Annotated in this window: 19 protein-coding genes and 7 tRNA genes; 12 read left to right on the forward strand and 14 right to left on the reverse strand. The window is 74.3% G+C overall.

From position 1 onward, the window contains the following. Positions 1–121: 121 nt before the first annotated feature. Positions 122–1,768 (forward strand): hypothetical protein, encoded by a 1,647-nt coding sequence (locus OH807_RS10030; RefSeq protein ID WP_406196572.1) that lies wholly within the window; start codon positions 122–124, stop codon positions 1,766–1,768. A 64-nt stretch (positions 1,769–1,832) separates the two neighbouring features. On the opposite strand, the gene OH807_RS10035 is transcribed toward OH807_RS10030, so the two are convergent. From OH807_RS10035 to OH807_RS10050, 4 genes are all read right to left on the reverse strand, one after another. Continuing rightward, the gene (locus OH807_RS10035; RefSeq protein WP_406196574.1) at positions 1,833–2,393 is read right to left on the reverse strand and encodes an HIT family protein; all 561 of its coding nucleotides are present in this window, start codon (positions 2,391–2,393) and stop codon (positions 1,833–1,835) included. 85 nt (positions 2,394–2,478) lie between these two features. Further along, positions 2,479–4,458 carry a threonine--tRNA ligase gene (gene thrS / locus OH807_RS10040; RefSeq protein WP_406196576.1) on the reverse strand — a complete coding sequence of 660 codons (1,980 nt, stop codon included), beginning with the start codon at positions 4,456–4,458 and terminating at the stop codon, positions 2,479–2,481. Positions 4,459–4,545: 87 nt separating this feature from the next. Further along, positions 4,546–5,700 carry a hypothetical protein gene (locus OH807_RS10045; RefSeq protein ID WP_406196578.1) on the reverse strand — a complete coding sequence of 385 codons (1,155 nt, stop codon included), beginning with the start codon at positions 5,698–5,700 and terminating at the stop codon, positions 4,546–4,548. A 32-nt stretch (positions 5,701–5,732) separates the two neighbouring features. Further along, on the reverse strand, positions 5,733–6,287 hold the full coding sequence (locus OH807_RS10050) for a DUF4365 domain-containing protein (RefSeq protein ID WP_406196580.1): 555 nt from the start codon (positions 6,285–6,287) through the stop codon (positions 5,733–5,735). A gap of 148 nt (positions 6,288–6,435) precedes the next feature. Here OH807_RS10050 and OH807_RS10055 point away from each other — a divergent pair, with 148 nt between their 5' ends. Continuing rightward, positions 6,436–7,188, forward strand: coding sequence for a 3'-5' exonuclease (locus tag OH807_RS10055; protein WP_406196582.1), 753 nt, complete (start codon positions 6,436–6,438; stop codon positions 7,186–7,188). A 149-nt stretch (positions 7,189–7,337) separates the two neighbouring features. Here the strand turns inward: OH807_RS10055 and OH807_RS10060 are convergent. The 3 genes from OH807_RS10060 to OH807_RS10070 all read right to left on the reverse strand — a co-directional run bounded on the left by OH807_RS10060 (position 7,338) and on the right by OH807_RS10070 (position 8,370). After that, a tRNA-Val gene (locus OH807_RS10060) sits at positions 7,338–7,409 on the reverse strand. 220 nt (positions 7,410–7,629) lie between these two features. Further along, positions 7,630–7,701: transfer RNA gene (locus OH807_RS10065), tRNA-Val, on the reverse strand. 159 nt (positions 7,702–7,860) lie between these two features. Then, positions 7,861–8,370, reverse strand: coding sequence for a TIGR02611 family protein (locus OH807_RS10070; protein WP_406196584.1), 510 nt, complete (start codon positions 8,368–8,370; stop codon positions 7,861–7,863). A gap of 194 nt (positions 8,371–8,564) precedes the next feature. Here OH807_RS10070 and OH807_RS10075 point away from each other — a divergent pair, with 194 nt between their 5' ends. Next, a complete protein-coding gene (locus OH807_RS10075; RefSeq protein WP_030056266.1) occupies positions 8,565–8,978 on the forward strand; it encodes an SsgA family sporulation/cell division regulator in 414 nt (137 codons plus the stop codon). 433 nt (positions 8,979–9,411) lie between these two features. After that, positions 9,412–9,981, forward strand: coding sequence for a CGNR zinc finger domain-containing protein (locus OH807_RS10080; RefSeq protein ID WP_406196586.1), 570 nt, complete (start codon positions 9,412–9,414; stop codon positions 9,979–9,981). A gap of 40 nt (positions 9,982–10,021) precedes the next feature. Here the strand turns inward: OH807_RS10080 and OH807_RS10085 are convergent, their stop codons facing one another. Continuing rightward, positions 10,022–10,525 carry a hypothetical protein gene (locus tag OH807_RS10085; protein WP_406196589.1) on the reverse strand — a complete coding sequence of 168 codons (504 nt, stop codon included), beginning with the start codon at positions 10,523–10,525 and terminating at the stop codon, positions 10,022–10,024. Positions 10,526–10,691: 166 nt separating this feature from the next. On the opposite strand from OH807_RS10085, the gene OH807_RS10090 reads away from it, so the two are divergent. After that, positions 10,692–11,192: a DsbA family protein gene (locus OH807_RS10090; protein WP_406196592.1), complete on the forward strand. Its 501-nt coding sequence runs from the start codon at positions 10,692–10,694 to the stop codon at positions 11,190–11,192. A 32-nt stretch (positions 11,193–11,224) separates the two neighbouring features. Here the strand turns inward: OH807_RS10090 and OH807_RS10095 are convergent, their stop codons facing one another. The 3 genes from OH807_RS10095 to OH807_RS10105 form a co-directional block, all read right to left on the reverse strand. Beyond that, complete coding sequence (locus OH807_RS10095; protein WP_406196595.1) at positions 11,225–12,067, reverse strand: GNAT family N-acetyltransferase; 843 nt, start codon at positions 12,065–12,067, stop codon at positions 11,225–11,227. 192 nt (positions 12,068–12,259) lie between these two features. Further along, the gene (locus tag OH807_RS10100; protein ID WP_406196598.1) at positions 12,260–13,090 is read right to left on the reverse strand and encodes an aminotransferase class IV; all 831 of its coding nucleotides are present in this window, start codon (positions 13,088–13,090) and stop codon (positions 12,260–12,262) included. Between the two features lie 118 nt (positions 13,091–13,208). Beyond that, positions 13,209–14,258 carry a chorismate-binding protein gene (locus tag OH807_RS10105; protein ID WP_406196601.1) on the reverse strand — a complete coding sequence of 350 codons (1,050 nt, stop codon included), beginning with the start codon at positions 14,256–14,258 and terminating at the stop codon, positions 13,209–13,211. A 328-nt stretch (positions 14,259–14,586) separates the two neighbouring features. Between OH807_RS10105 and OH807_RS10110 the strand changes: the two genes are divergently transcribed. The 5 genes from OH807_RS10110 to OH807_RS10130 all read left to right on the forward strand — a co-directional run bounded on the left by OH807_RS10110 (position 14,587) and on the right by OH807_RS10130 (position 15,105). Next, positions 14,587–14,659: transfer RNA gene (locus OH807_RS10110), tRNA-Gly, on the forward strand. A gap of 40 nt (positions 14,660–14,699) precedes the next feature. Then, positions 14,700–14,773: transfer RNA gene (locus OH807_RS10115), tRNA-Cys, on the forward strand. A gap of 34 nt (positions 14,774–14,807) precedes the next feature. Further along, positions 14,808–14,879, forward strand: a tRNA-Val gene (locus OH807_RS10120). Between the two features lie 41 nt (positions 14,880–14,920). Next, positions 14,921–14,992, forward strand: a tRNA-Val gene (locus OH807_RS10125). A 41-nt stretch (positions 14,993–15,033) separates the two neighbouring features. Beyond that, positions 15,034–15,105: transfer RNA gene (locus tag OH807_RS10130), tRNA-Val, on the forward strand. 420 nt (positions 15,106–15,525) lie between these two features. Here the strand turns inward: OH807_RS10130 and OH807_RS10135 are convergent. Further along, positions 15,526–15,723: a hypothetical protein gene (locus OH807_RS10135; protein WP_406196603.1), complete on the reverse strand. Its 198-nt coding sequence runs from the start codon at positions 15,721–15,723 to the stop codon at positions 15,526–15,528. Positions 15,724–16,166: 443 nt separating this feature from the next. Between OH807_RS10135 and OH807_RS10140 the strand changes: the two genes are divergently transcribed. After that, positions 16,167–18,377 carry a protein kinase domain-containing protein gene (locus tag OH807_RS10140; protein ID WP_406196606.1) on the forward strand — a complete coding sequence of 737 codons (2,211 nt, stop codon included), beginning with the start codon at positions 16,167–16,169 and terminating at the stop codon, positions 18,375–18,377. A gap of 321 nt (positions 18,378–18,698) precedes the next feature. Here OH807_RS10140 and OH807_RS10145 read toward each other — a convergent pair whose 3' ends face one another. Further along, entirely contained in the window at positions 18,699–19,505 is an 807-nt protein-coding gene (locus tag OH807_RS10145) for a TrmH family RNA methyltransferase (RefSeq protein WP_406196608.1), read from the reverse strand. A 99-nt stretch (positions 19,506–19,604) separates the two neighbouring features. Here OH807_RS10145 and OH807_RS10150 point away from each other — a divergent pair, with 99 nt between their 5' ends. Beyond that, positions 19,605–22,373 (forward strand): SpoIIE family protein phosphatase, encoded by a 2,769-nt coding sequence (locus OH807_RS10150; RefSeq protein WP_406196611.1) that lies wholly within the window; start codon positions 19,605–19,607, stop codon positions 22,371–22,373. A gap of 77 nt (positions 22,374–22,450) precedes the next feature. Here the strand turns inward: OH807_RS10150 and cobA are convergent, their stop codons facing one another. Next, the gene (gene cobA / locus OH807_RS10155; RefSeq protein WP_406196613.1) at positions 22,451–23,698 is read right to left on the reverse strand and encodes a uroporphyrinogen-III C-methyltransferase; all 1,248 of its coding nucleotides are present in this window, start codon (positions 23,696–23,698) and stop codon (positions 22,451–22,453) included. Positions 23,699–23,750 lie beyond the last annotated feature (52 nt).

The raw sequence follows: 23,750 nt of genomic DNA on the forward strand, positions 1-23,750 counted from the left end.
TGGGCATCATGCCGGACAGACGCCACGTGGCCCGAACGTGACGGCACTTCAGACGATCATCCGCGCGCCGGTGCCGGGGCACGGTAACCTGCCGCTGACAAGGGGAGGAGGGGACGCCACCATGACCACACTGGACATGACCCCGGGTGCGCAGATACCCCGGACCGACGCCGGCCCGCAGACCGCCGTCACCCAGGCGCTCTCCTCGGCCGCCTACCGTGACGGTGAGATCGGCGCGTTCGTCGCCGCGGTCACCGACGCCACCGAGAAGAAGGGCCGCTTCGCGCTCTTCCGCCCCAACCTCGGCGAGGCCTTCAGCCGCGCCGTCGTCGGGCGCGCCCTCGGCGGCGACCGCAAGCCGCTCGTGCCGTCCTTCGGCATCGACACCCGCCAGATCGTCGAGCACTGCCTCGCCGCCGACGACATCCGGGCCGCCCGCGACAACCGGCTCACCACCGTCACCCTCGTCACCGGTCTGCTCTTCCTGCCCGGCACGCTGCTCTGGCTCGGCGCCTTCCAGCTCCGCGCCTGGCTGAAGCGGGACAACCCCAAGAACGCTCCGGTCTACGGCGGCCTCGTGCTGTTCGCCGCCGTCGCCGTCGCCGTGCTGCTCGCCGTCAAGCCGCCGGTCGGCGGCCTGCTCGGGATCTACCTGCGCCTGGTCATGCTCGCGCCGGTCGTCGGCTGGTACCTCGCCAAGCGCATCGTGCTCGGCTCCGCCGTGGACCTGCGCACCCGCTGGCAGGCCCTGGTCGAGGGCAACGCCGTCGCCGCCACCGTGCCCCGGGCCGTCCCGCGCGACGACCTGGACAAGAAGGCGGCCGACCTGCGCGCCAAGCTCGGCCGCCTGGAGTCCGAGCAGGAGACCAACATCCAGCACTACGCCGGCCGCAAGGGCATCCTCGGCGTCGGGAAGCGCTGGGGCGAGTGGAAGCTCGTCGACAACCTGCGCCCGGCCGACGGCCACTCCGACTACCGCGCCTTCCACCCCTGGGACCTCGTCCGCAAGATCTCCGGCCACCTCAAGGCCCTCGGCATCAGCGACGTCGCCAACAGCGGCATCCCCGGCGTCGCCGTCAAGCAGTGGGTGGTCCTGGAGGTCGGCGAGGGCGCCGACGAGATCGGCAGGCCGGCCGGCGCCGACATGGACGGCGACCGGATGCGCGAGTTCGCCGTCCAGACCATCGCCGACAAGCAGACCTTCCCCGGCGGCCCCCGGCACTACCTCGCCACCCAGTTCGTCACCCACGACGGCAAGCTGGTCATCACCTTCACCGTCACCGTCGTGCTGCTCGCCCACACCATGAACATCACGGTGGCCGGCTACGCGCTCGGACCGGTCAACGGCCTCTTCTTCGACAAGCCCAAGGACAAGGAGAAGACGGTCTCCAAGACCGTGAAGTTCTGGGAGGAGCAGACCGTCAAGCTCCCCCTGATCGACAACGACGAGGTGGTCCGCCAGGCCGTCCGCGCGCCGTTCCAGCGCGTCCCCGGCCTGCTCGCCTGGCTCGGCGGCGGGCTCGGCCTGCCCGAGCCCTTCGGCTTCCGGCACGCCTGGTCGGCGCCGCCGTGGAACACCCGCTCGATGACCGACAACGCACTCAACGCCGCCGCCCCGGTGCTCAGCGCGGTGCACGCGGCCACGCTGGAGTTCCTGGAGGAGCACGACCTCGACACCGAGCGGTTCTTCAAGAACCGCGCCTCGATCATCAAGTCCGAGGTGCAGGGCACCCGCCCGTACAAGGTCGACCAGTTCGACGCCGGCTGAGCCCGGTGCATGCGTGAGGGCCCCGCCGGAGTCGGCGGGGCCCTCACGCGTGTACGGCTCCGGTTCAGCCCTGCGGCCAGGCCTCGGCGAGCATCTTCCGGGTGTCGGCGAGCAGTTGCGGCAGCACCTTGGTGTGGCCCACCACCGGCATGAAGTTGGTGTCCCCGCCCCAGCGCGGCACCACGTGCTGGTGCAGGTGCGCCGCGATCCCGGCGCCGGCCGCCGCGCCCTGGTTCATCCCGATGTTGAAGCCGTGCGCCCCCGAGGCCGCCCGCAGCGCCGTCATCGCCTTCTTGGTGAACACCGCCAGCTCGGCGGTCTCCGCCTCGTCCAGCTCCGTGTAGTCGGCGACGTGCCGGTACGGGACCACCATCAGGTGACCGCCGTTGTACGGGTACAGGTTGAGCACCGCGAACACCGAGCTCCCGCGCGCGACGACCAGCCCGTCCTCGTCGCTCAGGGACGGGATCGTGCAGAACGGACAACCGTCGTCCGGAGCCGGGCCGGTGGGCTTGTTCTCGCCCTGGATGTACGCCATCCGATGGGGGGTCCACAGGCGGCGGAAGCCGTCCGGCTCGCCGACGCCCCGCTGAAGTTCCGGCTCAGTCGTCATGCTGATCAGCATATTCGCCCGGCGGTGCTTGCAAAGCAGTGCGGGGCAGACTCCGTGTGGAGACTGCCCCGCCGACCCCGCTCACGCGGGAAATCCGTCACACCTGGACGCGGCGCTCCACGGCGTCCACGATCTCGGCGATCGCCTCGGCCAGCGGCACGCCGTTCTTCTGCTCGCCGTTGCGGTAGCGGAAGGAGACCGCGCCCGCCTCGACGTCGTCGTTGCCGGCGATCAGCATGAACGGGACCTTGGTCTTCTGGGCGTTGCGGATCTTCTTCTGCATCCGGTCGTCCGAGGTGTCCACCTCGACCCGGATCCCGCGCTTCTTCAGCGCGGCCGCGACCTCCAGCAGGTACGGCACGTGCTCGTCGGTGATCGGGATGCCGGTCACGGTGACCGGGGCCAGCCACGGCGGCATGGCGCCGGCGTAGTGCTCCAGCAGCACGGCGAAGAACCGCTCGATCGAGCCGAACAGCGCACGGTGGATCATGACCGGCCGCTGACGCGAACCGTCCGCCGCCGTGTACTCCAGGTCGAAGCGCTCGGGCAGGTTGAAGTCGAGCTGGATGGTCGACATCTGCCAGGTCCGGCCGATCGCGTCCTTCGCCTGGACCGAGATCTTCGGGCCGTAGAAGGCCGCGCCGCCCGGGTCCGGGACGAGCGGGAGGCCCTGCTTCTCGGCCACGTTCGCGAGGACGGCGGTGGCCTCCTCCCAGGCCTCGTCCGAACCGACGAACTTCACCGGGTCCTTGGTCGAGAGCTCCAGGTAGAAGTCGGTCAGACCGTAGTCGCGCAGCAGGTTGAGCACGAAGGTCAGCGTGGAGTCGAGCTCCTCCGCCATCTGCTCACGGGTGCAGTAGATGTGCGCGTCGTCCTGGGTGAAGCCGCGGGCGCGGGTCAGGCCGTGCACCACACCGGACTTCTCGTACCGGTACACCGTGCCGAACTCGAAGAGGCGCAGCGGCAGTTCACGGTACGAGCGGCCGCGCGCGTCGAAGATCAGGTTGTGCATCGGGCAGTTCATGGGCTTCAGGTAGTAGTCCACGCCCTCGTCGAGCTGCATGGGCGGGTACATACCGTCGGCGTACCAGTCCAGGTGGCCGCTCTTCTCGAAGAGCTTCCCCTTGGTGGCGTGCGGGGTGTAGACGAACTCGTAGCCCTCCTCCTCGTGCCGGCGGCGCGAGTAGTCCTCCATGGCGCGGCGGATGATGCCGCCCTTGGGGTGGAAGACGGCGAGGCCGGAGCCGATCTCCTCGGGGATGGAGAAGAGGTCGAGCTCGTTGCCGAGCTTGCGGTGGTCGCGCTTCTCGGCCTCGACGAGGAAGTCGAGGTGCGCCTTCAGCTCGTCCTTGCTCGGCCAGGCGGTCCCGTAGATGCGCTGCAGCATCGGGTTGCGCTCGCTGCCGCGCCAGTAGGCGGCCGCGTTGCGCATCAGCTTGAACGCCGGGATCATCCGGGTGGACGGCAGGTGCGGGCCGCGGCAGAGGTCGCCCCAGCACTGCTCGCCGGTCTTGGCGTCCACGTTGTCGTAGATGGTCAGCTCGCCCGCGCCGACCTCGACGTCGGCGCCCTCACCGGCGGTGGCGGCGGAGCCCTTGAGGCCGATCAGCTCCAGCTTGTACGGCTCGGCGGCCAGCTCCTCGGCGGCGGCCTCGTCGGTGACCACCCGGCGGGAGAACTTCTGCCCGCGCTTGATGATCTCCTGCATCTTCTTCTCGATGGCCTTGAGGTCATCGGGGTGGAACGGCTTCTCGACGTCGAAGTCGTAGTAGAAGCCGTCCTTGACCGGCGGGCCGATGCCGAGCTTGGCCTCCGGGAAGAGCTGCTGCACGGCCTGCGCCATGACGTGCGCGGTGGAGTGGCGCAGGATGTCCAGGCCGTCCTTGCTGCCGATCTCGACCGGCTCGACCTCGTCGCCGTCCTGGACGGCGTACGCGAGGTCCTTGAGCTGCCCCGCGACGCGGGCCGCGATGATCGAGCGGTCGTCGGCGAAGAGCTCGGCGGCCGTAGTGCCCGTGGTCACCACGCGCTCTTCCCGATCGGGTTCGCGGTTGATGATTACCCGGACGTCCGTCACCGGTCTCTCCTGACGTGCTGGATTCATAGGGCGCAACACTCCGCTGCGCGTGACGATGGTACCGAGAGCACCGGCCCCGCCGTGCACCTACGCCCCCTGTCCCCCTTCCCCCAGGCTCTTCAGCAGCCGCTGCCGCTCGGCCTCCTCCAGCCCGCACGGCTCCAGGCCGCGCGGGTGGGTGAGCCGGCGGAAGCCGCCGCGGCGCTCCAGCCGGCCGCTGACCTTGACCGGAGCGCCCGCCAGGTGGGCCTCGGCGGCCAGCCGGTACGCCGGGTCGGCGAGCCGGACCCGCACCTCGCTGACCTCCGCGCCGCCGAGCACCCGCAGCCGGACGGTGCCCGGGCCGGCCGGGTCGGCGCGCTTGAGCCGGACGACCACGCCGACGACGGTGACCGCGACGGCCGGCTCGATCCGCTCCAGCAGGGCGGCGGCCTCCTCCAGGGCGGGCAGGTCCCCCGGCGAGAACTCCAGCGCGATCCGGCGGTCCCCGAAGCCGCCCGGGGTGCCGGCGGCGGCCGACCAGGCGACGGTGAGCCGGCCGGCGGTCGCACCCCGGACCAGCTCCTCCACGGACTGCACGAGCTCCCGGCTGACCCCGGCCTGGACGGCGTTCTCGAAGGCCTCCGGCCCGCCGCTCACCCGCCGGTAGTCGACGGCGTCGCGCAGCGCCTCCAGGGCGCGGACCAGGGTGGTCGCCGCGGCCCGGCCCTCGGGCGCGGGCGTGTAGGCGGTGAGCCCGGCACCGCTCTCCACGACCAGCACGCGTTCCAGGAAGTCCGCGGCCCAGGCGTCCAGCCGGGCGCCGAAGTAGGCGGCCCTGGTACGCCCGGCCTTGGCACCGGCCGCGAGCATCGAGCGGGCGGCCCGCTGGAGGCGTTCGGCGTCCTCCCAGGGCGCGGTGCCGGCGGGGCCGGACAGTTCGCGCCGCCACTGCAGCTCGTCGCCGGGCACGGTGAGCGCCAGCAGGATCGAGCGGGCGGAGGGGCTGCGCGAGTGGGACAGGGCGGTGACGGCGTCGGCGAGCAGGTCGACGGCGTCGTCGAAGCCTCCCCCGGCCGGTACCAGCAGGCTGGTGCCGGGGTCGGCGTCGTCCGGCGGTGTCCAGCGCCCGTACCGGGCGGACGGCCCGCCGCGGCGGACCCAGCCGTGCCGGGCGAGCAGCGTGGCGAGCACCGCCGGGTCGACGGCGGCCGGGTCGGGCAGCGGCCGGGCGGCCTCCGCCGGCCCGTGTGGCAGCGTCATGGTCCTGCTCCTCCCCGCCGGGGGCCGGGCGGTCACGGGCTGCCGCCCGCGCCGACCCGCGCCATGATGTCGCACAGTGCGCGGTCGTCGAAGACCTTCGCGGTGGGCACCCGGACGTTGGTCCGGTGCCGCCCGGTGACCGGGTGGCCGGCCAGGTTGACCCAGTAGCAGCAGTGCCGCAGCTCCAGCGCGTCCGGCCGGGCCGCCAGCCAGTGGTCGACGCGGCGCGGCAGCAGCATCACGACCAGGATCCGCGGCACCGCGACCCGGGACCGGGCGAGCTTGCGCAGGTGGTCGTTGTCCAGGGTGAAGCTGAAGAACGGGCCGCGGGGCTCGGGCGCGATCTGCTGGGTGGCCTTGAGCTGGATCTTGATGGTGACCTCGTCGTCCACCTCGTGCGCCCGGGAGCCGTGGCTGACCTGCCAGTCGATGCCGTTGTCCGGGAACGGCTGGGAGAGCGAGCAGCCCGCCGCGGCGGCGACCGCGTGCAGGTAGCCCACCTGGAGCGTCTCCATGCAGGCCGTCACGGCCAGGTTCCCCCGCAGGACGGCTGCCGCCTCCTCGGGCTGCGGCTGGGTCAGCGCCATCGCCCCGTTGCCTCCCCCGGCACCCGGGCCCGTCCGGATGCGGACGGGACACCTGTACGCAGGGTGCCCGGCCGGGCTGCGGCCAAACGGTTGAGCGGGTGTCAGGAGCGGTATCACCTTCCCGGGACGCAGCATGTGAGGGGCAGTCATGCAGCAGCACTGGTTCAGCGGTCCGCTCGCCTCCTTCGACACCGAGACCACCGGCGTGGACGTCGAGTCCGACCGGATCGTCTCGGCGGCGCTGGTCGTCCAGCCCGCCCCCGGCGCACCCGTGCAGACGGTCGACTGGCTCGCGGATCCCGGCGTGCCGATACCCGACGGCGCCCGCGCGGTGCACGGCATCACCGACGAGCGGGTGCGCGCGTTCGGCCGCCCGGCCCGGGCGGTGGTGGCGGAGATCGCCCGCGCGCTGGCCGAGCAGGCCCGCGCCGGGCGGCCGGTGGTGGTGATGAACGCGCCGTACGATCTGACGCTGCTGGACCGGGAGTTGCGCCGCCACTGGTCGGCCACGCTGGCGGACGGGCTGCTGGTGATCGACCCGCGGGTGCTGGACAAGCACGTGGACCGGTACCGCAAGGGGCGGCGCACGCTGACCGACCTGTGCGCGCACTACGGGGTCGAACTGGCCGGCGCCCACGACGCGGCGGCGGACGCGACGGCGGCGCTGGAGCTGGTCCGGGCGATCGGTCTGCGGTACCCGGCCGCGCTGGGCGGCCTGTCGGCGGCGGAGCTGCACCGGCGGCAGACGGTCTGGCACGCGGCGCAGGCTCGGGGGTTGCAGAACTGGTTCGACCGCTCGGGGACGCCGGAGCGGGTGGACCTCTCCTGGCCGGTGCGGCCGGCCCGCTGCGGCTGCGGGCGGCGGCTGTCGGCGGAGCACAGCTGCGAGGCCGCGGCCTGACCGGACGGCCGTGGGGTGTCGGCCGGATGTCGGCCGGATGTTGCCCGGGAGTCGGTCGGAAGGCGATCGGGAGGCCATCGGGAGGCGATTGGTCCGCGAACGCCGCAGGCCCCGACCGGTGTTCGGTCGGGGCCTGCGTGCTGTCCGGGTGGGCGATACTGGGATCGAACCAGTGACCCCTTCGGTGTGAACGAAGTGCTCTCCCGCTGAGCTAATCGCCCGGGCAACGAGAAGAACAGTAGCACCATTCGGGGGGTGTCGTACAACCGCGATCCCCCGGCGGCCACCGACGCACCTGCAGAACTCGCACTCCGCACGGAAGGTGACTGCGCCTCAGCCCGATTCCGCGGCAACTTCCGAGCAGTTGTTCACCGAATGCGGAAATATATGTGAGGCCCAGTCGATAATCGACTGGGCCTCACATATCACAATGCATTCCGGTGGGCGATACTGGGATCGAACCAGTGACCCCTTCGGTGTGAACGAAGTGCTCTCCCGCTGAGCTAATCGCCCGGGTGCAGGGAAAACATTACCGCATCCCGCGGGGTGGTCCGAACCGCCCCCGTTCCGGTGCCCCGCCCCGGCCGCTCCCCCGGGCGCTCGCCCGAACGGCCCCCACCGGTCGCACCGGCGACCGCTCCACCGCTTGCGCCGCCGGTTGCACCACCGGGGTCAGCGCCCACCGATCGTCCAGGGCATGACCAGCCCGTACTTCCAGATGTACCAGGCGCCGATCCCGGCGATCACGGTGAGACCGATGGCGGTGAGCGTGATGTTGCGCCGCCGCACCCTCGGGTCCATCGCCTTCCGGGCGGCCTCCGCGACCTTGCGCCTGGTCCAGCGCAGGGCCAGCTGGGCCCAGACGAACTCGGTCGCCCAGACGCCCATGCCCAGGAAGATCACCACCCAGCCGGGGCCCGGCAGCGGCAGCATGATCACCCCCAGCACGACCACCGCGAGCCCGACCAGGAAGACCGCCACCTGCCAGCTCAGGTGCAGCGGCCGGGACCGCCGGATGAAGTGCGGCGCCCGCGAGCCGAGCGGCCGGCCGCCGTCCGCGCCCGCCTCCGCGCCCTCGCCGGCACCGTCGTCCGCCGGTCCCCCCTGCGCCCCCGTCTCCTCCGGCACGGCCGCCTCTCCCGTTCTCGTGTTCCTGCCCGCCTTGTCGCTTCGCACAGTCATGCCAGGAAACTAACCGAGAACCGGCCCGGTAATGCCCCGACGGCCGCGCCGTACCGATTCCGCAATGCGCCGTAAGGGGTACGACTCGCCCCCGAATCGGGACAGAGGGGTTTACATCGGTCCCGGAGGTGGGATGGTCCGTTCGCCGACGTGCGATTCCCCGAGCGCACACTGAGCGAAAGGCCATGGCGCTTATGAACACCACGGTCAGCTGCGAGCTGCACCTGCGCCTCATCGTGTCCAGCGAGTCCTCACTGCCCGTCCCCGCGGGCCTGCGCTACGACACCGCCGACCCCTATGCCGTGCACGCCACGTTCCACACCGGCGCGGACGAGACCGTGGAGTGGGTGTTCGCCCGAGATCTCCTTGCGGAGGGGCTGCACCGACCCACGGGTACCGGCGACGTCCGGGTGTGGCCCTCGCGCAGCCACGGGCAAGGGGTGGTCTGCATCGCCCTGAGCTCTCCGGAAGGAGAAGCCCTGCTGGAGGCCCCGGCCCGGGCGCTTGAGTCTTTCCTCAAGCGAACGGACGCCGCCGTGCCCCCCGGCACCGAACACCGCCACTTCGACCTCGACCGGGAGCTGTCCCACATCCTCGCCGAAAGCTGACCCCGAACGGGAGGCGGTCACTCCCCGCTGTCGGCGGGGCCGTACCTCCTGCCGTCACCGCAGCCGTCCTACTCGGGGGCACGGCAGCAGACTCAGCCGCGCACGACGCGGTCTCGGGGCCGGTGAACGGCCCGCTCCCACCCGGGGCGGGCCCCAGCACCGCAGGCGCCCGGCACCGGAGCGGGCCATCCACTCGGGTGGCCGGCCTCGCTGCCGGGCGCCGTCGGCGTTTCCGGGCACCGCACCGGGCGTTTCCGGGCACCGCGCCGGGGCTCCGGGCGGCCGAACGAACCGGTCCGAACCGTACGGACGTGCGATATCCGCGCTGCCCTTCGGGCGAAGCAGCCGCCCCGTGCGGCGGGGCCCGGTAAAGTCTGGGGTTGACCGTAGACGCGGGGTGCCGCCGGCCCCCTCCGCGCGAGGAGCCCCCAACGTGCTGATCACCCATGACACCGAGTGCGCACTGAGCATCCTCGTCGAGCTGCTCAACACCGCGCCCGAGGTGTGCGGCACCGAGCTGCTGCCCGACGTGGCCGCGCTGGACGCCTTCGTGATCCGCCAGGAGATCAGCGAGGTCGACTCGCTCACCGAGGCCGACCTGCGCAACGTCCAGCAGCTGCGCACCCGGCTGCGCGAGGTGTTCGGCACCGAGGGCACCGTGGAGGCCGCCGAGCTGGTCAACGCGCTGGTCGCGGCCGCCGGCACGACGCCGCGGCTGACCAACCACGACCACCACGGGTGGCACATCCACTACTTCGCCCCGCACGCCGCCCTGCACGACCACCTGGCGGCCGAGCTGGGCATGGCGCTGGCCTTCATCCTGACCGCCGGCGAGCGCGAGCGGCTGCGGCGCTGCGAGGCGCCGGACTGCGCGCGCGTCTTCGTGGACCTCTCGCGCAACCGCTCCCGGCGCTACTGCGACAGCCGGACCTGCGGCAACCGGCTGCACGTCGCGGCCTACCGGGCCCGGCAGCGGTCGGCGGAGGCCGTGCCCTCGGCCTGAGGCCGGCCGCGCCCGGGGCGCCTTCGGCGGGGCCCGGCGCTCAGATGCCGCGGCGACGGAGGATCTCCTCGATGTCGGCGAAGTCACCGCCGAGGCCGTCGTCCCGCTTGCCGCCCTTCGCCGGCCTCCCCGGCCCGGCCGCGTCCGGGGCCCCGGTCGCACCGGCGCCGGCCGGTGGGCGGGCGGGCGTACCCGGGACGGCCGGCCGGGCCGGAGCCGGGCCGGCGGCCGCCGGGCGGCTCTCGGACTCGGACACGCTCCGGCGCCCCACCCAGCGCGTGGTGAGCAGCAGGCCGGCCGAGACCGCGAGCAGCACGATGCCCGTCCACACCCGGGGGTCGAGGACCACCCCGGCCGCCCAGTCCCCCAGCGCGTGGGCGATCGTCCGGGCCAGCGGGAAGAGGCCGGTCAGGTAGAGGCCGGCCGGCAGCAGCGCCACCGCGAACCAGCGGGTGGCGGAGCGGAAGCGGCGGCGGTGGGCGCGCAGACCGGCGACCGCCAGCCCGGCGGCGGTGAGCGCGAAGGCGACGGCCGCCGTCAGCACGGCCGCACCCCGGCCGGCGCCGTCGTCCCGCCCGGCCCCGCCACCGCGGCCGGCCCCGTCGTTGCAGTCAGCCTCGTCGTTGCGGTCATCGGACCTCCGTCGCTCGGGCCGCCGCCCGGACACACCGCCGCAACGGTGCCGGGCCCACTAGTGGAACACTGGGGGCATGATCGAAGGTTCCCTCCCCCGCCTCGAGTTCTGGTGCGAGCTCCAGTGCCCGGACTGCCGCACCGCCCTGGACGACGTCAGGGCGCTGCGCGCCGAGTACGGCGACGCGCTCGCGATCGAGCTGCGGCACTTCCCCCTGGAGAAGCACAAACACGCGTACGCCGCGGCGCAGGCCGCCGAGGAGGCGTTCGCGCAGGGGCTCGGGTGGCCGTACGTCGAGGCGCTGCTGGCCCGGGTCGACGAGCTGGGCACGCGCGGCGAGCAGGTGCTGCTGGAGGTCGCCCGCGAGGTCGGGGCGGACGCCGAGGAGGTCGACACGGCCCTGGTGGACGGCCGGCACACGCTGATCGTGGACGCCGACCAGGCCGAGGGCAAGGCGATCGGGGTCACCGGTACGCCGACGTACGTGATCGCCGGGCAGCGGCTGGACGGCGGGCAGAGCCAGGACGGCCTGCGGGAGCGGATCCGGGCCGTCGTCGAGGCCGCCAGGACTTCCTGACCGGGCGTCAGAACACTTCTCCCGGAGGCACTTCAGAGCAGCGGCTTGCCGTAGATCCGGTTGGTGATCCGGTAGTCGAGCGACTCGTACAACCGGATCGCCACCGCGTTGCTGCTGAAGACGTTCAGCCCGAGGTCGTGCACCCCGGCGGCCAGGCACTCGCGTTCGGCGAGCAGCATCAGGGAGCGGCCGTGCCCCCGGCCGCGGTGGGCCTCGGCCACCTCCACCACCATCACCCAGGCGAGCGGGGCGCCGTCGGGCAGGTCGCGGACCCGCAGGGCCAGCCAGAGGGCGCCCAGCGGGTCCGCCCCGGCGCCGTAGAGGCGGCGCAGCGCCACCCCCGGGGTGTCCGCGCCCTGCGGCAGCAGGTGGATGTGGTCGGCGTCCGACTTGGCGCGTGCCTGGTCCTCGCTGAGGCCGGAGGAGAGCAGGTCGCCGATGTAGCCCTCCTTCGCCGCGGCGAGCCAGCCCGGGAACTCCTCCGCGCCGATCCGGCGTGCCTCGATGCCGGCCGGCAGCTCCGGCGCGGCGGTCAGGCGCTTCGCCATGTTCCGCATCCGCTCGGTGTACCCGAGAGTGGCGGCGAGGCCCCGCGCCGGGTGGGCGGACTCCGGGATGTCGGCATCCACCCGGGAACAGCCCCAGCTGCGCAGCACCTCCTCCGCGGCCAGTGCGCCGAACGTCCCGCGCCCCCGGCCGCGCCCTTCGTGGACCTCCAACTCGGAGATCTCTCCCCAGAGTTGGTGGCCCCGCGGGACGGTGCTGGTGCGCAGGGCGCCGACCGGGCGGCCGTTGGCGCGGATCTGCCAGCGTCTGGTGCGGCCGCCGGCGGCGGTGGGTGACTCCGGGCCCTCGGGGCGCAGCGTGGTCGTCATGCCGAGGTCCCTTCCCCGCCGTGCGGGTGTTCTATCCGCCGAGGTCGCCCCAGGCCGTCTCCGGGGTGTCGCGGCCCCGGCGGGTGGGACCGCGGGCCCGCCGGGGCCGTGGTTCCGACGGGTCGCGGGCCCTACCGCCCGGTGGTGCCGCCGGTCACCCGGCGTGCGGACCCGGACGTCCGCGCCGGCCGGTCACGGGTCGAGGTCGTCGCCGCTGCGCTCGGCGAAGACGGCCATCGCCTTGGCGGTGACCGGCCCCGGGCCGGGGAGTTCGCGGTCGTCGACGCGGGTGACGGCCTGGACGTCGCGCAGGGTGGAGGTCAGGAAGATCTCCTCGGCCTGCTGGAGCGCGTCGAGCGGCAGGTCGGTCTCCTCGGCGCCGCACCAGTCGACGACCAGCCGGCGGGTGATGCCGGCCAGGCAGCCGGAGGCGAGGGCGGGGGTGAGCAGCCGGCCGCCGATGACGACGAAGACGTTGGAGCCGGTGCCCTCGCAGAGCTGTCCGGCGGTGTTGGCGAACATGGCCTCGGAGGCGCCGGCGCGGTGTGCCGCGGCGAGCGCGACGACGTTCTCGGCGTACGAGGTGGTCTTGAGGCCGGCGACGGCGCTGTGCTCGTTGCGGCGCCAGGGAACGACGGCGACGGCGGTGGTGTCGGGGCGGCGGGCGGCGGTGCCGAGGGAGGCGACCAGCGTGGGGGTGCCGTCCCCCCGCTCGGAGCCGAGGGGGGCGATGCCGCCGGTGTAGGTGAGGCGCAGGCGGCCGAGCGGCATCGGGTTCGCGGCGAGGACCTGGGCACAGGCCTCGCGGACCAGGTCGTGGTCCGGGTCGGGCAGGCCGAGGCCGCGGGCGGAGCGGGTGAGCCGGTCGAGGTGGCGGGTGAGGGCGAAGAGCCGTCCGTCGACGGCCTTCATGGTCTCGAACACCCCGTCGCCGGTGGTGAGTCCGTGGTCCAGGACGGCGAGGGCGGCGTCGGCGGAGTCGACGAGTGAACCGTTCACCCAGCTCTTGGTGGGGTGCTGCATGGAGGGCTGCTCCTCTGGACGGTGGTGGGGAGGGGTGCGGGGGCGTGCCGGGTCGTGCAGGGCCGTGCGGGGTGCGGGGGCGTGCCGGACCGGATCCGGCGGGTGGGCCGGCCGCTCCTCAGTCGGTCCCGGCGCCCGACGCTATCGCGACCAGACGGGCGGCCTTCAGTTCGGTTTCCGCCCACTCGCGCTCGGGGTCGGAGCCCCAGGTGATGCCGGCGCCGGTGCCGAAGTGCAGCAGCGGTGCGCCCGGGTCGGCGCGGTCGATCCAGAAGGTGCGGATGCCCACGGCGAGTTCGCCCTCGCCGCGGTCCGCGTCGACCCAGCCGACCGCTCCGCAGTAGGGGCCGCGGGGAGCGGTCTCCAGCGCCTCGATGATCCGCAGGGCACTGGACTTGGGCGCGCCGGTCACCGAGCCGGGCGGGAAGGTCGCGTCCAGCAGCCCGGGCCAGCCGGCGTCCGCCCGCAAGGTGCCGCTGACCGTGGAGACCAGGTGGACGAGGCCGGGGTGCTTCTCGACGGCGCAGAGGTCGGGGACGGTGACCGTGCCGGTCTCGCAGACCCGGCCGAGGTCGTTGCGGACCAGGTCGACGATCATCACGTTCTCGGCGTGGTCCTTGTCCAGCAGGTCGGCCTCGGTCCGGCCGGTGCCCTTGATCGGACCGGAGGAGACGGTGCGGCCGTCGCGGCGCAGGTAGAGCTCCGGCGAGGCGGTGGCGATCTCCACGCCGTGCGCGGGAAGCCGGATCGTTCCCGCGTAGGGCGCCGGGTTGCCGTGCGCGAGCAGACCGGTGAGGGCGTCGACGTCGGTGCGGGCCGGGTCGGGCAGCGGCGCGCTCAGGACGCGGCAGAGGTTGGCCTGGTAGACCTCGCCGGCCGCGATGTGCTCGCGGATCCGGCGGACGCCCGCCGTGTAGGCGGCGCGGTCCAGCGAGCTGTGCCAGCCGTCGGCGGCCGGGCCGAGCCAGCCGGCGCCGGACGGGGGTGCGGGGGCCGGGCGGAGCTCGTCGAAGCGGGCGCAGGTGAGCCGGCCCTCGAAGTCGTGGGCAACGGCCCAGAAGCCGGCGGAGTCGAGCGCGGCCGGGTCCGAGGTCACGTCGCGCAGCCCGGTGGCGAGGCGGCCGCCGAAGCGGGCGAGCGGGCTGTGGGGGTCGGGGTGGCCGGACACGGTTCTCCTGCACGGGGTGGCTGGGCTGCGGTGCCTGAAGTGTAGGTCGGGGCCCCGGCGGGGCCCCGGGGTGCGGCCGCCGCGCGCCGGCACGCGAGCAGGCGCGGGCGTCGCGGCGGTGTGCGCCGGGTGGCCTGCGGATGATCGTCCGGGCCCGCTCCAGGTGGGGGCCGGTGACCTCGCGGAACCGCTGACGGGACGGCACGCGGCGGGCATCCCCACAGCACGCTGCGGGAACGGATTTTTAGCTGGCCCGGGAATCCGCTAGAGTTCAACACGTCGCCAGGGAGCGCAGCCGAAGAAAAGCGGTGAAGCCCCCGGGAGACAGGCGGACGTGGCTCAGTTGGTAGAGCATCACCTTGCCAAGGTGAGGGTCGCGAGTTCGAATCTCGTCGTCCGCTCGATGGAGAACAGTGTAAGATCGTTCTTCGTGTGTTGCCTGGTGGAGTGGCCGAGAGGCGAGGCAACGGCCTGCAAAGCCGTCTACACGGGTTCAAATCCCGTCTCCACCTCCAAGAGGTTCGTCCGGTTCCGCCGGAAGACCTCCCCGCGCGATTAGCTCAGCGGGAGAGCACTACCTTGACACGGTAGGGGTCACTGGTTCAATCCCAGTATCGCGCACGTCGGGCCCTCCGGGGTCTGCTGCACAACCGCCTCACCAGGCGCGATTAGCTCAGCGGGAGAGCACTACCTTGACACGGTAGGGGTCACTGGTTCAATCCCAGTATCGCGCACGTCGGATCCTCCGGGGTCTGCTGCACAACCGCCTCACCAGGCGCGATTAGCTCAGCGGGAGAGCACTACCTTGACACGGTAGGGGTCACTGGTTCAATCCCAGTATCGCGCACAGTAACCGGCCGGGGCCGTGATCCTTAGGGATCGCGGCCCCGGCCTTTTTCGTGCTGCGGTGCCGGTGCGCCCTGCCGTCGGTGCGCGGCGGCGGGTGGAGCGGCGGCGGGGAGCGTGGCAGCCGGGCGCGTGGAATCCGGGAGTGGCGGCGCGGAGACAGAAGAGCCGCGTACGGTCGCCCTCACCGACGTCCGTACGCGGCCTCTCCGCCTGCCGGGGTGCTCTGTGCACCGCTCTCGCCCGTCCGCGAGTCGGTGCGGCGCACGGCCTTCCCCGGCGGCACTGGCTCCCCGTCCCCAGGGGATCAGTGCCCGTTCAGTGGCCGGCTGTCGAGCCGGCCGGTCTCCGGTGTCCTGCTCCGGCGCCCGGCCCGCGCTCCGGCGGACCGGTGTGCGGGGCCGTCGGTGCGCGGAGCGGGTCAGTGCTTGAGCAGGTCGGCGAGGGCCTGGGCCTGGCTCGCCATCTGGTCCCACCCGCCGAAGAGCATGACCAGCAGCACGGCGCAGGGCAGCGCCATCGCCAGCGCGACCGCGGGGTGCCTGGTCGGCTCCGCGGCCCGGCGCTGGGTGAAGGCCGGCCGACGGCGGCGGGGGGATCCCGTGAGCTGCGGTGCCATGCCCCTACTCCCGATTCGTGTGCTGCCCGTGCCTTCCCGACCGGTGGTGCGCTCGGCCGGCGTGGACGCGGTGGACGGATTACCTCGGGGGACGAGCGCCCCGTCCACCGCTGAGGACAACGCTATGGCGCGAGGGGGTCGCCGGACGTCATGCCGTCGTATTGTTCTGCGGGCATCCCCGAGGATGACGCCCGGACTCCGGGCGTACTACCGCAGGGGGAGACGGCCTCGGCGGCACCCCCGGGGGAACCCTGAGAGGCGACCCCGAGAAACGTTTCGCCAGCCCCGCGACCTGCCCTCCGGTGCAAGATCCGACAATCGCACGGAGGCTTCAGGTGTTGCGTATCAGCACACCGCAGCGGCCAGTCCGTAAGCTGTGCCGGACAGGAACTGACGATGCCCCAACCGACGGGGCCTCACCCACGGGCTGACGGGGAACGAAGATGGCGATGATGCGGCTGAGGCGTGAGGACCCCCGCATCGTCGGGCCGTACCGGCTGCACCGGCGGCTGGGGGCCGGCGGCATGGGCGTCGTCTACCTCGGCTCCGACCGCCGCGGGCAGCGGGTGGCGCTCAAGCTGATCCGCGCCGAACTCGCCGAGGACCTGGAGTTCCGCACCCGCTTCGCCCGCGAGATCGCCGCCGCCTCCCGGATCCGCGGCGGCTGCACGGCCCGGGTGGTCGGCTCCGACATCGAGGCGGACCGCCCCTGGCTCGCCACCGCGTACGTCCCCGGCCCGTCGCTGTACAAGCGGGTCGGCGACGAGGGCCCGCTCCACTGGCCGGAGGCGGCCCGGATCGGCGCCGCGCTGGCCGACGGCCTGGTCAAGGTGCACGAGGCGGGCGTCGTCCACCGGGACCTCAAGCCGTCCAACATCCTGCTCTCGCCGCGCGGGCCGCGGATCATCGACTTCGGCATCGCCTGGTCGCGCGGCGCCAGCACGCTCACCCACGTCGGCACCGCGGTCGGCTCCCCCGGCTTCCTGGCGCCCGAGCAGGTGCGCGGCGCCGCCGTCACCCCGGCCACCGACGTGTTCGCGTTCGGGGCCACGCTGGCCTACGCGCTCACCGGCGACACCCCGTTCGGATCGGGAGCCTCCTCCGAGGTGATGCTCTACCGGGTCGTGCACGAGGAGCCCGACCTGACGGACGTCCCGGCCCCGCTGGCCCCGCTGATCGGGGCCTGCCTGGCCAAGGAGCCCGCCGAACGGCCCGGCGCGGCCGCCCTGCACGAGCGGCTGAGCGAGCTGGCGGCCCGCGGCACGGCCGCGGCCGACGGGACCGGCCCCGACCGGCCGGCGCGCGCCCCGGGCGGGCGACCGGCCGGAGCTGCCCCCGCCCACCCCGCGGGCACCGGACGGGGCTCCGCCGCGGCACCGGTGCCGCCGGCCGGCGGCCGCGGCGTACCGGCCCCCGGTCGGCATGCCGACCCGGCGGGCGCCGCCCACGCCCGGGCGGCGGCCGGCGGCCGGCCCGGCATGCCGCAGAGCGTCGGGCACCCGGGCGGGCGGCCCGTCGGCGGTGCGGGCGTCCAGGCCGGGGCCCAGCAGGGCATGCACCCCGGTGCCCGGGACGGCGGGCCGCAGGGCGCGCACCCCGGCTCCCACCCCGGCTCGTACCCCGGGGCCCGGCCCGGCCCGGCGCAGCGCCGCCCGCCGGTCCACTCCAGCCAGGCGGCCACCACGCCGATGCCGCGGCCCGGCGCGGCCCAGACCACCCGCCCGCTGCGCGAGCGGCTGCAGACCCCGCCGCCCGGCCGGGCCGGCGCGGCGGGCGGCCCGGCGGGCACCCGCGAGCGGGAGCCGCAGCGGGCGGAGCGGGCGCGCGGCGCCAGGCCGCGCGGGCAGGCCCGGGACCGGCAGCACACGCCCGTCCCCGGCGGCCGGGCGGGCTCCCCGAGGCAGCGGCTGCTGCGGCAGCGGCTGATCGTCTTCGTCACCGTCACCGTCGGTGTGGCGCTCGCCATCGCAGCGGCGCAGGGCTGCGAGAACCGGAGCACCGAGGGGCGCGGCCCGGGCGGCGGCGCGGTGAGCGCGGCGTCCGCGCCGGCGGACCGGCCGGGAGCCGCGGCCGGGCAGTCGGTGGACGGGGTGGCGCCGTCGGCGCTGCCGCAGCCCCCGACGCCGCTCGCGGCGGCGGCCCACGGCGGCGTACCGGCCGGTGACGGCGCGCTGGCCCCCGCGCAGGGCCCCGGCCCCACGGTGGACTGGCCGAACCGCAGCTACACCGACCCGGCGGGCGGCCCGGCCGTCGCGCTGAAGGACGGCCGCTCGGCCGGGCCCGGCCCGCAGGTCGCGCTCAGCGCCGTGCTGGCCGCCCGGTACCGGGGCGCGCCGGCCGCCCTCGTGGTGCTGCGGCGGGCCGAGGGTTCGGTGCCCGTCGACCTCGTCCAGCTGTTCTCCTTCAACGGCGACGCACCGGTGCCGCTGACCTCCCGCTCCTCGGCCGCCGATCCGCTGGCGGCGGCCACCTGGCGGCTCGACAACGGCGCGCTGCTCCGCGAGGAGCGCACTCCGAGCGGGGCCACCGCCTCCACCCGCTACACCGTCCGGGCCGACGGCACCCTGGAGGAGTCCTGGCCGGGAGCCCCCACGCTCACCGTCGGCCAGCCCCCCGCCGCGGCTCCCGCCCCGCCGACCACACCCGTCGGCTGACGGCCGACGGCGTGCGCGGGAGGCCGGCCGGGCCGGCCCTCCGCTCCTGACGGCCGCAGGTGCCGGCAGCTCTCCCGGCCCGGCCACGCGCAGCGGAGCGGCGCCCCCGTGCCGCGATCTCCTGCGCCGCCCGCGCGCAGGAAGCCCGAGCAGCCGCCGCCCCGTGCACGGGCAGGCCCGCGGTCCGGCCGGAAGGGCTGGGACCGCCCGAGGTGTCCCGCGGCGGCGCCCCCGGGCTCCGGCGTGCCAGGAGGGCCCGCCGGAGCTGCCGGTGGCCCGGTCCGGGCCTCCCAGGGGGCCGGGAGCGGGCCCGCCGCGAGGTCAGGACAGGCTGACGGCGTAGAAGGCGACGGCGGCCGCGGCGCCGACGTTCAACGAGTCGATGCCGTGGGCCATCGGGATGCGGACGGCGTGGTCGGCGGCGGCGATGGCCCGGCGGGTGAGGCCGTCGCCCTCGGCACCGAGCATCAGGGCGGCCTTGGGGAGCTGCTGCGGGGCCAGCGCGGCGAGGTCGACGGCGCCGTCGGCGGGGGTAAGCGCGAGCAGGCTGAAGCCGGCGGCGCGGACCGTGTCGAGGGCGGCCGGCCAGGGGTCGAGCCGGGCGTAGGGGACGGCGAAGACCGCGCCCATGGAGACCTTCACCGCGCGCCGGTAGAGCGGGTCGGCGCAGTCGGGCGAGAGCAGGACGGCGTCCATCCCGAGGGCGGCGGCGCTGCGGAAGATCGCACCCAGGTTGGTGTGGTCGACCAGACCCTCCAGCACGGCCACCCGGCGGGCGCCGGACAGCACCGTGGCGGCGTCCGGGAGCGGCTTGCGTTCCATCGAGGCGAGCGCGCCGCGGTGGACGTGGTAGCCGGTGACGGCCTCGGCGAGGCCCGGTTCGACGACGTGCACCGGGGCGTCGGTCTCGGCGATCACGTCCGCCATCACGTCCAGCCACTTGGCCGTCAGCAGCATCGACCGCATGCGGTAACCGGCGGCGAGGGCGCGGCGGACGACCTTCTCCCCCTCGGCGATGAACAGGCCTTCGGCGGGCTCGCGCCGACGGCGCAGTTCGACGTCGGTGAGGCCGGTGTAGTCGGCGAGGCGCGGGTCGGCGGGGTCGGTGATGGTGCGGGGTTCGGACACCCTGCGATCTTGCCAAGCCGGGGTGGGGAAGGCCAAACGGCGGAACGGTCGGAAGTGCCCGGCCTTGGCCCGTCGGCACGCAGAGTGCAAATATGACGTATGGCCCGTTTTTCGGGCCGATCATGGGCTCCGTCGGCTCCAGGTGCTTCTGGCTCCGCCTCCTCCCCCCGTGCCAAAGGCACCGACGGCCCTTCCGGTGGGCGCCCACACGGTCGGCAACAGCAGACAGGAACAGCTCGGCCGAGGCCGGTGAACAACCGCTCGGTGGCCGGGCAGGTGTTCGCGCTGCAGGTACTGGTGGTGCTCCTGCTGGTGGCCGCGGCCGTCGTCGCCCTGGTCGTGCAGTCCCGCAACGACGCCCGGCAGGAGGCCGTCAACCGGTCCGTGGCGGTCGCCCAGACCTTCGCCAACTCCCCCGGCATCGTCGAGGCGATCAAGTCCCCCGATCCGACCGCGATCCTCCAGCCCAAGGCCCAGGCGGCCCGGATCAACGCGGGAGTGGACTTCATCGTGGTGATCGGCACCGACGGCGTCCGCTACACGCACCCCAACCCGGTCCGGATCGGCCAGAAGTTCGTCGGGAACTACCAGCCCGCCCTGCAGGGGGAAGTGGTGATCGAGGAGGTCAACGGCACGATCGGGCCGCTGGTCCAGGCGATCGTGCCGGTCCACGCGCCCGGTGGCCAGGTGGTCGGAGCCGTGTCGGCGGGCATCACGATCGCCAATGTGAGCAGCGCCAGCGAGCGGCAGCTGCCCGTCGTGCTGGGCGCGGCGGCGGTCGCCCTGGGGCTGGCCACCTGCGGGACCGCACTGATCAGCCGGCGGCTGCGGCGGCAGACGCACGGGCTCGGCCCGGCCGAGATGACCCGGATGTACGAGCACCACGCGGCGGTGCTGCACGCGGTGCGCGAGGGCGTGCTGATCGTCGCGGGTGACGGCCGGCTGCTGCTCTGCAACGACGAGGCCCGCCGGCTGCTGGACCTGCCGGCCGACGCCGAGGGCCGGCAGGTGACGGAGCTGGGCCTGGACCGGGCCCCCGAGGAGCTGCTGACCGCCAACCGGCCGGTCACCGACGAGGTGGTGCTCGCGGGCGAGCGGCTGCTGGCGGTGAACGTCCGGCTGACCGACCAGGACGGCGGCCCGGCCGGCTGCGTGGCCACCCTGCGTGACTCCACCGAGCTGCTGGCGCTCTCCGGCCGGGCCGAGGTGGCCCAGCGCCGGCTGCGGCTGCTGTACGACGCGGGTGTCACGGTGGGCAGCACGCTGGACGTGACCCGGACGGCCGAGGAGCTGGCCCAGGTGACGGTGCCGCGGTTCGCGGACTTCGTCAGCGTCGACCTGGCCGACCAGGTGCTGGAGGGCGAGGAGCCGCCGCCCGGGGCGGGGGCCGGGCGGATGCGCCGGGCCGCGTTCGCGGGGATCCGGGACGATTCGCCGTTCTACCCGGCCGGCACTGTGGTGGAGGTAGTGCCGTCCACGCCGCTGGCCGGCGCGCTGGACAGCGGGCTGCCGGGCCTGGAACCGCGGCTGGCGGAGACGACGGCCTGGCGGGAGCAGGACCCGGAGCGGTCGGAGCTGGCGCTGCAGTACGGGGTGCACTCGCTGGTGCGGGTGCCGCTGCGGGCCCGCGGGGTGCTGCTGGGCGTGGTGCGGTTCTGGCGGGCGGACCGCGCGGAGCCGTTCGAGGAGGAGGACCTCGCGCTGGCGGAGGAGCTGGTCTCGCACGCCGCCGTCTGCATCGACAACGCGCGCCGGTACACCCGGGAGCACGCGATGGCCGTCACCCTCCAGCACAGTCTGCTGCCGCGCAGCCTCCCGCCGCAGAACGCGCTGGAGGTGGCGCACCGCTACCTGCCGGCGCAGGCGGGGGTGGGCGGCGACTGGTTCGACGTGATCCCGCTGCCCGGCGCGCGGGTGGCCCTGGTGGTCGGCGACGTGGTGGGGCACGGCCTGCACGCGGCGGCCACGATGGGGCGGCTGCGGACGGCGATCCACAACTTCTCGACCCTGGACCTGCCGCCCGACGAGCTGCTGGGCCACCTGGACGACCTGGTGAACCGGATCGACCAGGAGGAGTCTGCGACCGGCGGTGCCGCGGCGGTGACCGGTGCGACCTGCCTCTACGCGATCTACGACCCGGTCTCCCGGCGCTGCACGCTGGCCAGCGCGGGACACCCCCCGCCGGCGCTGGTCGGTCCGGACGGCCGGGTGGTCTTCCCCGAGCTGCCGACCGGGCCGCCGCTGGGGCTGGCGGTGCTGCCGTTCGAGACCACCGAGGTGGAGGTGGCCGAGGGCAGCCGGCTGGTGCTCTACACGGACGGCCTGGTGGAGGACCGCGAGCGGGACATCGACGAGGGCCTGGACCTGCTGGGCGCGGCACTCACCGGGCCGCCGCGGACACCGGAGCAGACCTGCGCGGACGTGCTCGGGGCGATGCTGCCGGCGCATCCGCAGGACGACATCGCGCTGCTGGTCGCACAGACCAGGGTGCTGGCGCCGGACCAGGTGGCGGAGTGGGACGTGCCGTCCGACCCGGCCGCGGTGGGCGGGGTGCGGGCGGCGGTGGCGGAGCAGCTGGCGCGGTGGGGCCTGGACGAGGCCGCGTTCGTCACCGAGCTGATCCTGAGCGAGCTGGTGACCAACGCGATCCGCTACGGGTCGGGGCCGATCCGGGTGCGGCTGCTCCGGGACCGGGCGCTGATCTGCGAGGTGTCGGACACCAGCAGTACGTCGCCGCACCTGAAGTACGCGGCCACCATGGACGAGGGCGGCCGCGGGCTCTTCCTGGTGGCGCAGTTCGCCGACCGCTGGGGGACGCGGTACACGGCCACCGGGAAGGTGATCTGGACGGAGCAGCCGCTGGAGTGACCGGGCGGTGGGACCCCGGGCGCGGTGCGCCGGGAGCGGGAGGCCGGCCGGCCTCCCGCTCCCGGGCCCGCCGGGCGTCAGGCGGTGAAGGCGGGCGCCAGGACGTTCACGACGTCACCGACGACGATCACGGCCGGCGGCTTGATCCCCTCGGCCTCGACGGTGGCGGCGACGGTCGCGAGGGTGGCGTCCACCCGGCGCTGGGCGGCGGTGGTGCCCTCCTGGACGACGGCCACCGGGGTGCCGGCGGCCCGGCCGCACGCGATCAGCTTGGCGGCGATCGCCCCGATCTTGTCCACGGCCATCAGCAGCACCAGGGTGCCGCTCATCCCGGCGACGGCCTCCCAGTTGGTGAGCGAGCGCTCGTCGTCCGGGCCGACGTGGCCGGAGATCACGGTGAACTCGTGCGTCATCCCCCGGTGGGTGACGGGCACGCCGACCGCGGCCGGGACGCTGATCGAGCTGGAGATGCCGGGGACGACGGTGACCGGCAGCCCGGCCTCCGCGCAGGCGAGCAGCTCCTCGCCGCCGCGCCCGAACACGTACGGGTCGCCACCCTTGAGCCGGACGACGAACTTGCCGGCCCTGGCGTGCTCGATGAGCGTGCGGTTGATCGCCTCCTGGGCCATGAACCGCCCGTACGGGATCTTCGACGCGTCGATCACCTCGACGTGCTCCGGCAGCTCGGCGAGCAGCTCGCGCGGCGCCAGCCGGTCGGCGACCACCACGTCGGCGTCGGCCAGCAGCCGGCGGCCGCGGACGGTGATCAGGTCCGGGTCGCCCGGGCCGCCGCCGACCAGGGCGACGCCGGCCCCGCGGGCACGGTACTGGCGGGCGGCCAGCGAGCCGTCCCGCAGGCCGTCCACGATGGAGTCCCGCAGGGCGGCGGAGTGCCGCGGGTCCCCGGTCAGGACGGCGACGGTGGCACCCGCGTCACGGCCGCTGGCCGGCGTCCAGGCGGTGGCCGCGGCCGCGTCGTCGCTGCGGGCGCAGAACACCCGCTCCCGCTCGGCCTCGGTGCTGACCGCCGCGTTGACCGCCGGGTCGTCGGTGGCCACCAGCGCGTACCAGGTCTCGGCGAGGTCGCCGTCCTGGTAGCGGCGCCGGTGCCAGGTCAGCTCGCCGGCGTCGGCCATCGCCTGCACGGCGGGCGTCGTGGTGGGCGATATCAGGTGCAGGTCCGCACCGGTGGCGATGAGGGCGGGCAGCCGGCGCTGGGCCACGTGGCCGCCGCCGACCACGACGACGCGGCGGCCGGCGAGCAGCAGGCCGACCGGGTACGGGGTGCGTCCCTCGGTGCCGGGGTGCGGGTTGGGCGCGGTCATGGGCGGTGCTCCTGGATCGGGTGGCAGGGGTGGGGGTACGGCACCGCTCCGC

Source organism: Kitasatospora sp. NBC_01560, from assembly GCF_045208415.1.
Classification (GTDB): domain Bacteria; phylum Actinomycetota; class Actinomycetes; order Streptomycetales; family Streptomycetaceae; genus Kitasatospora.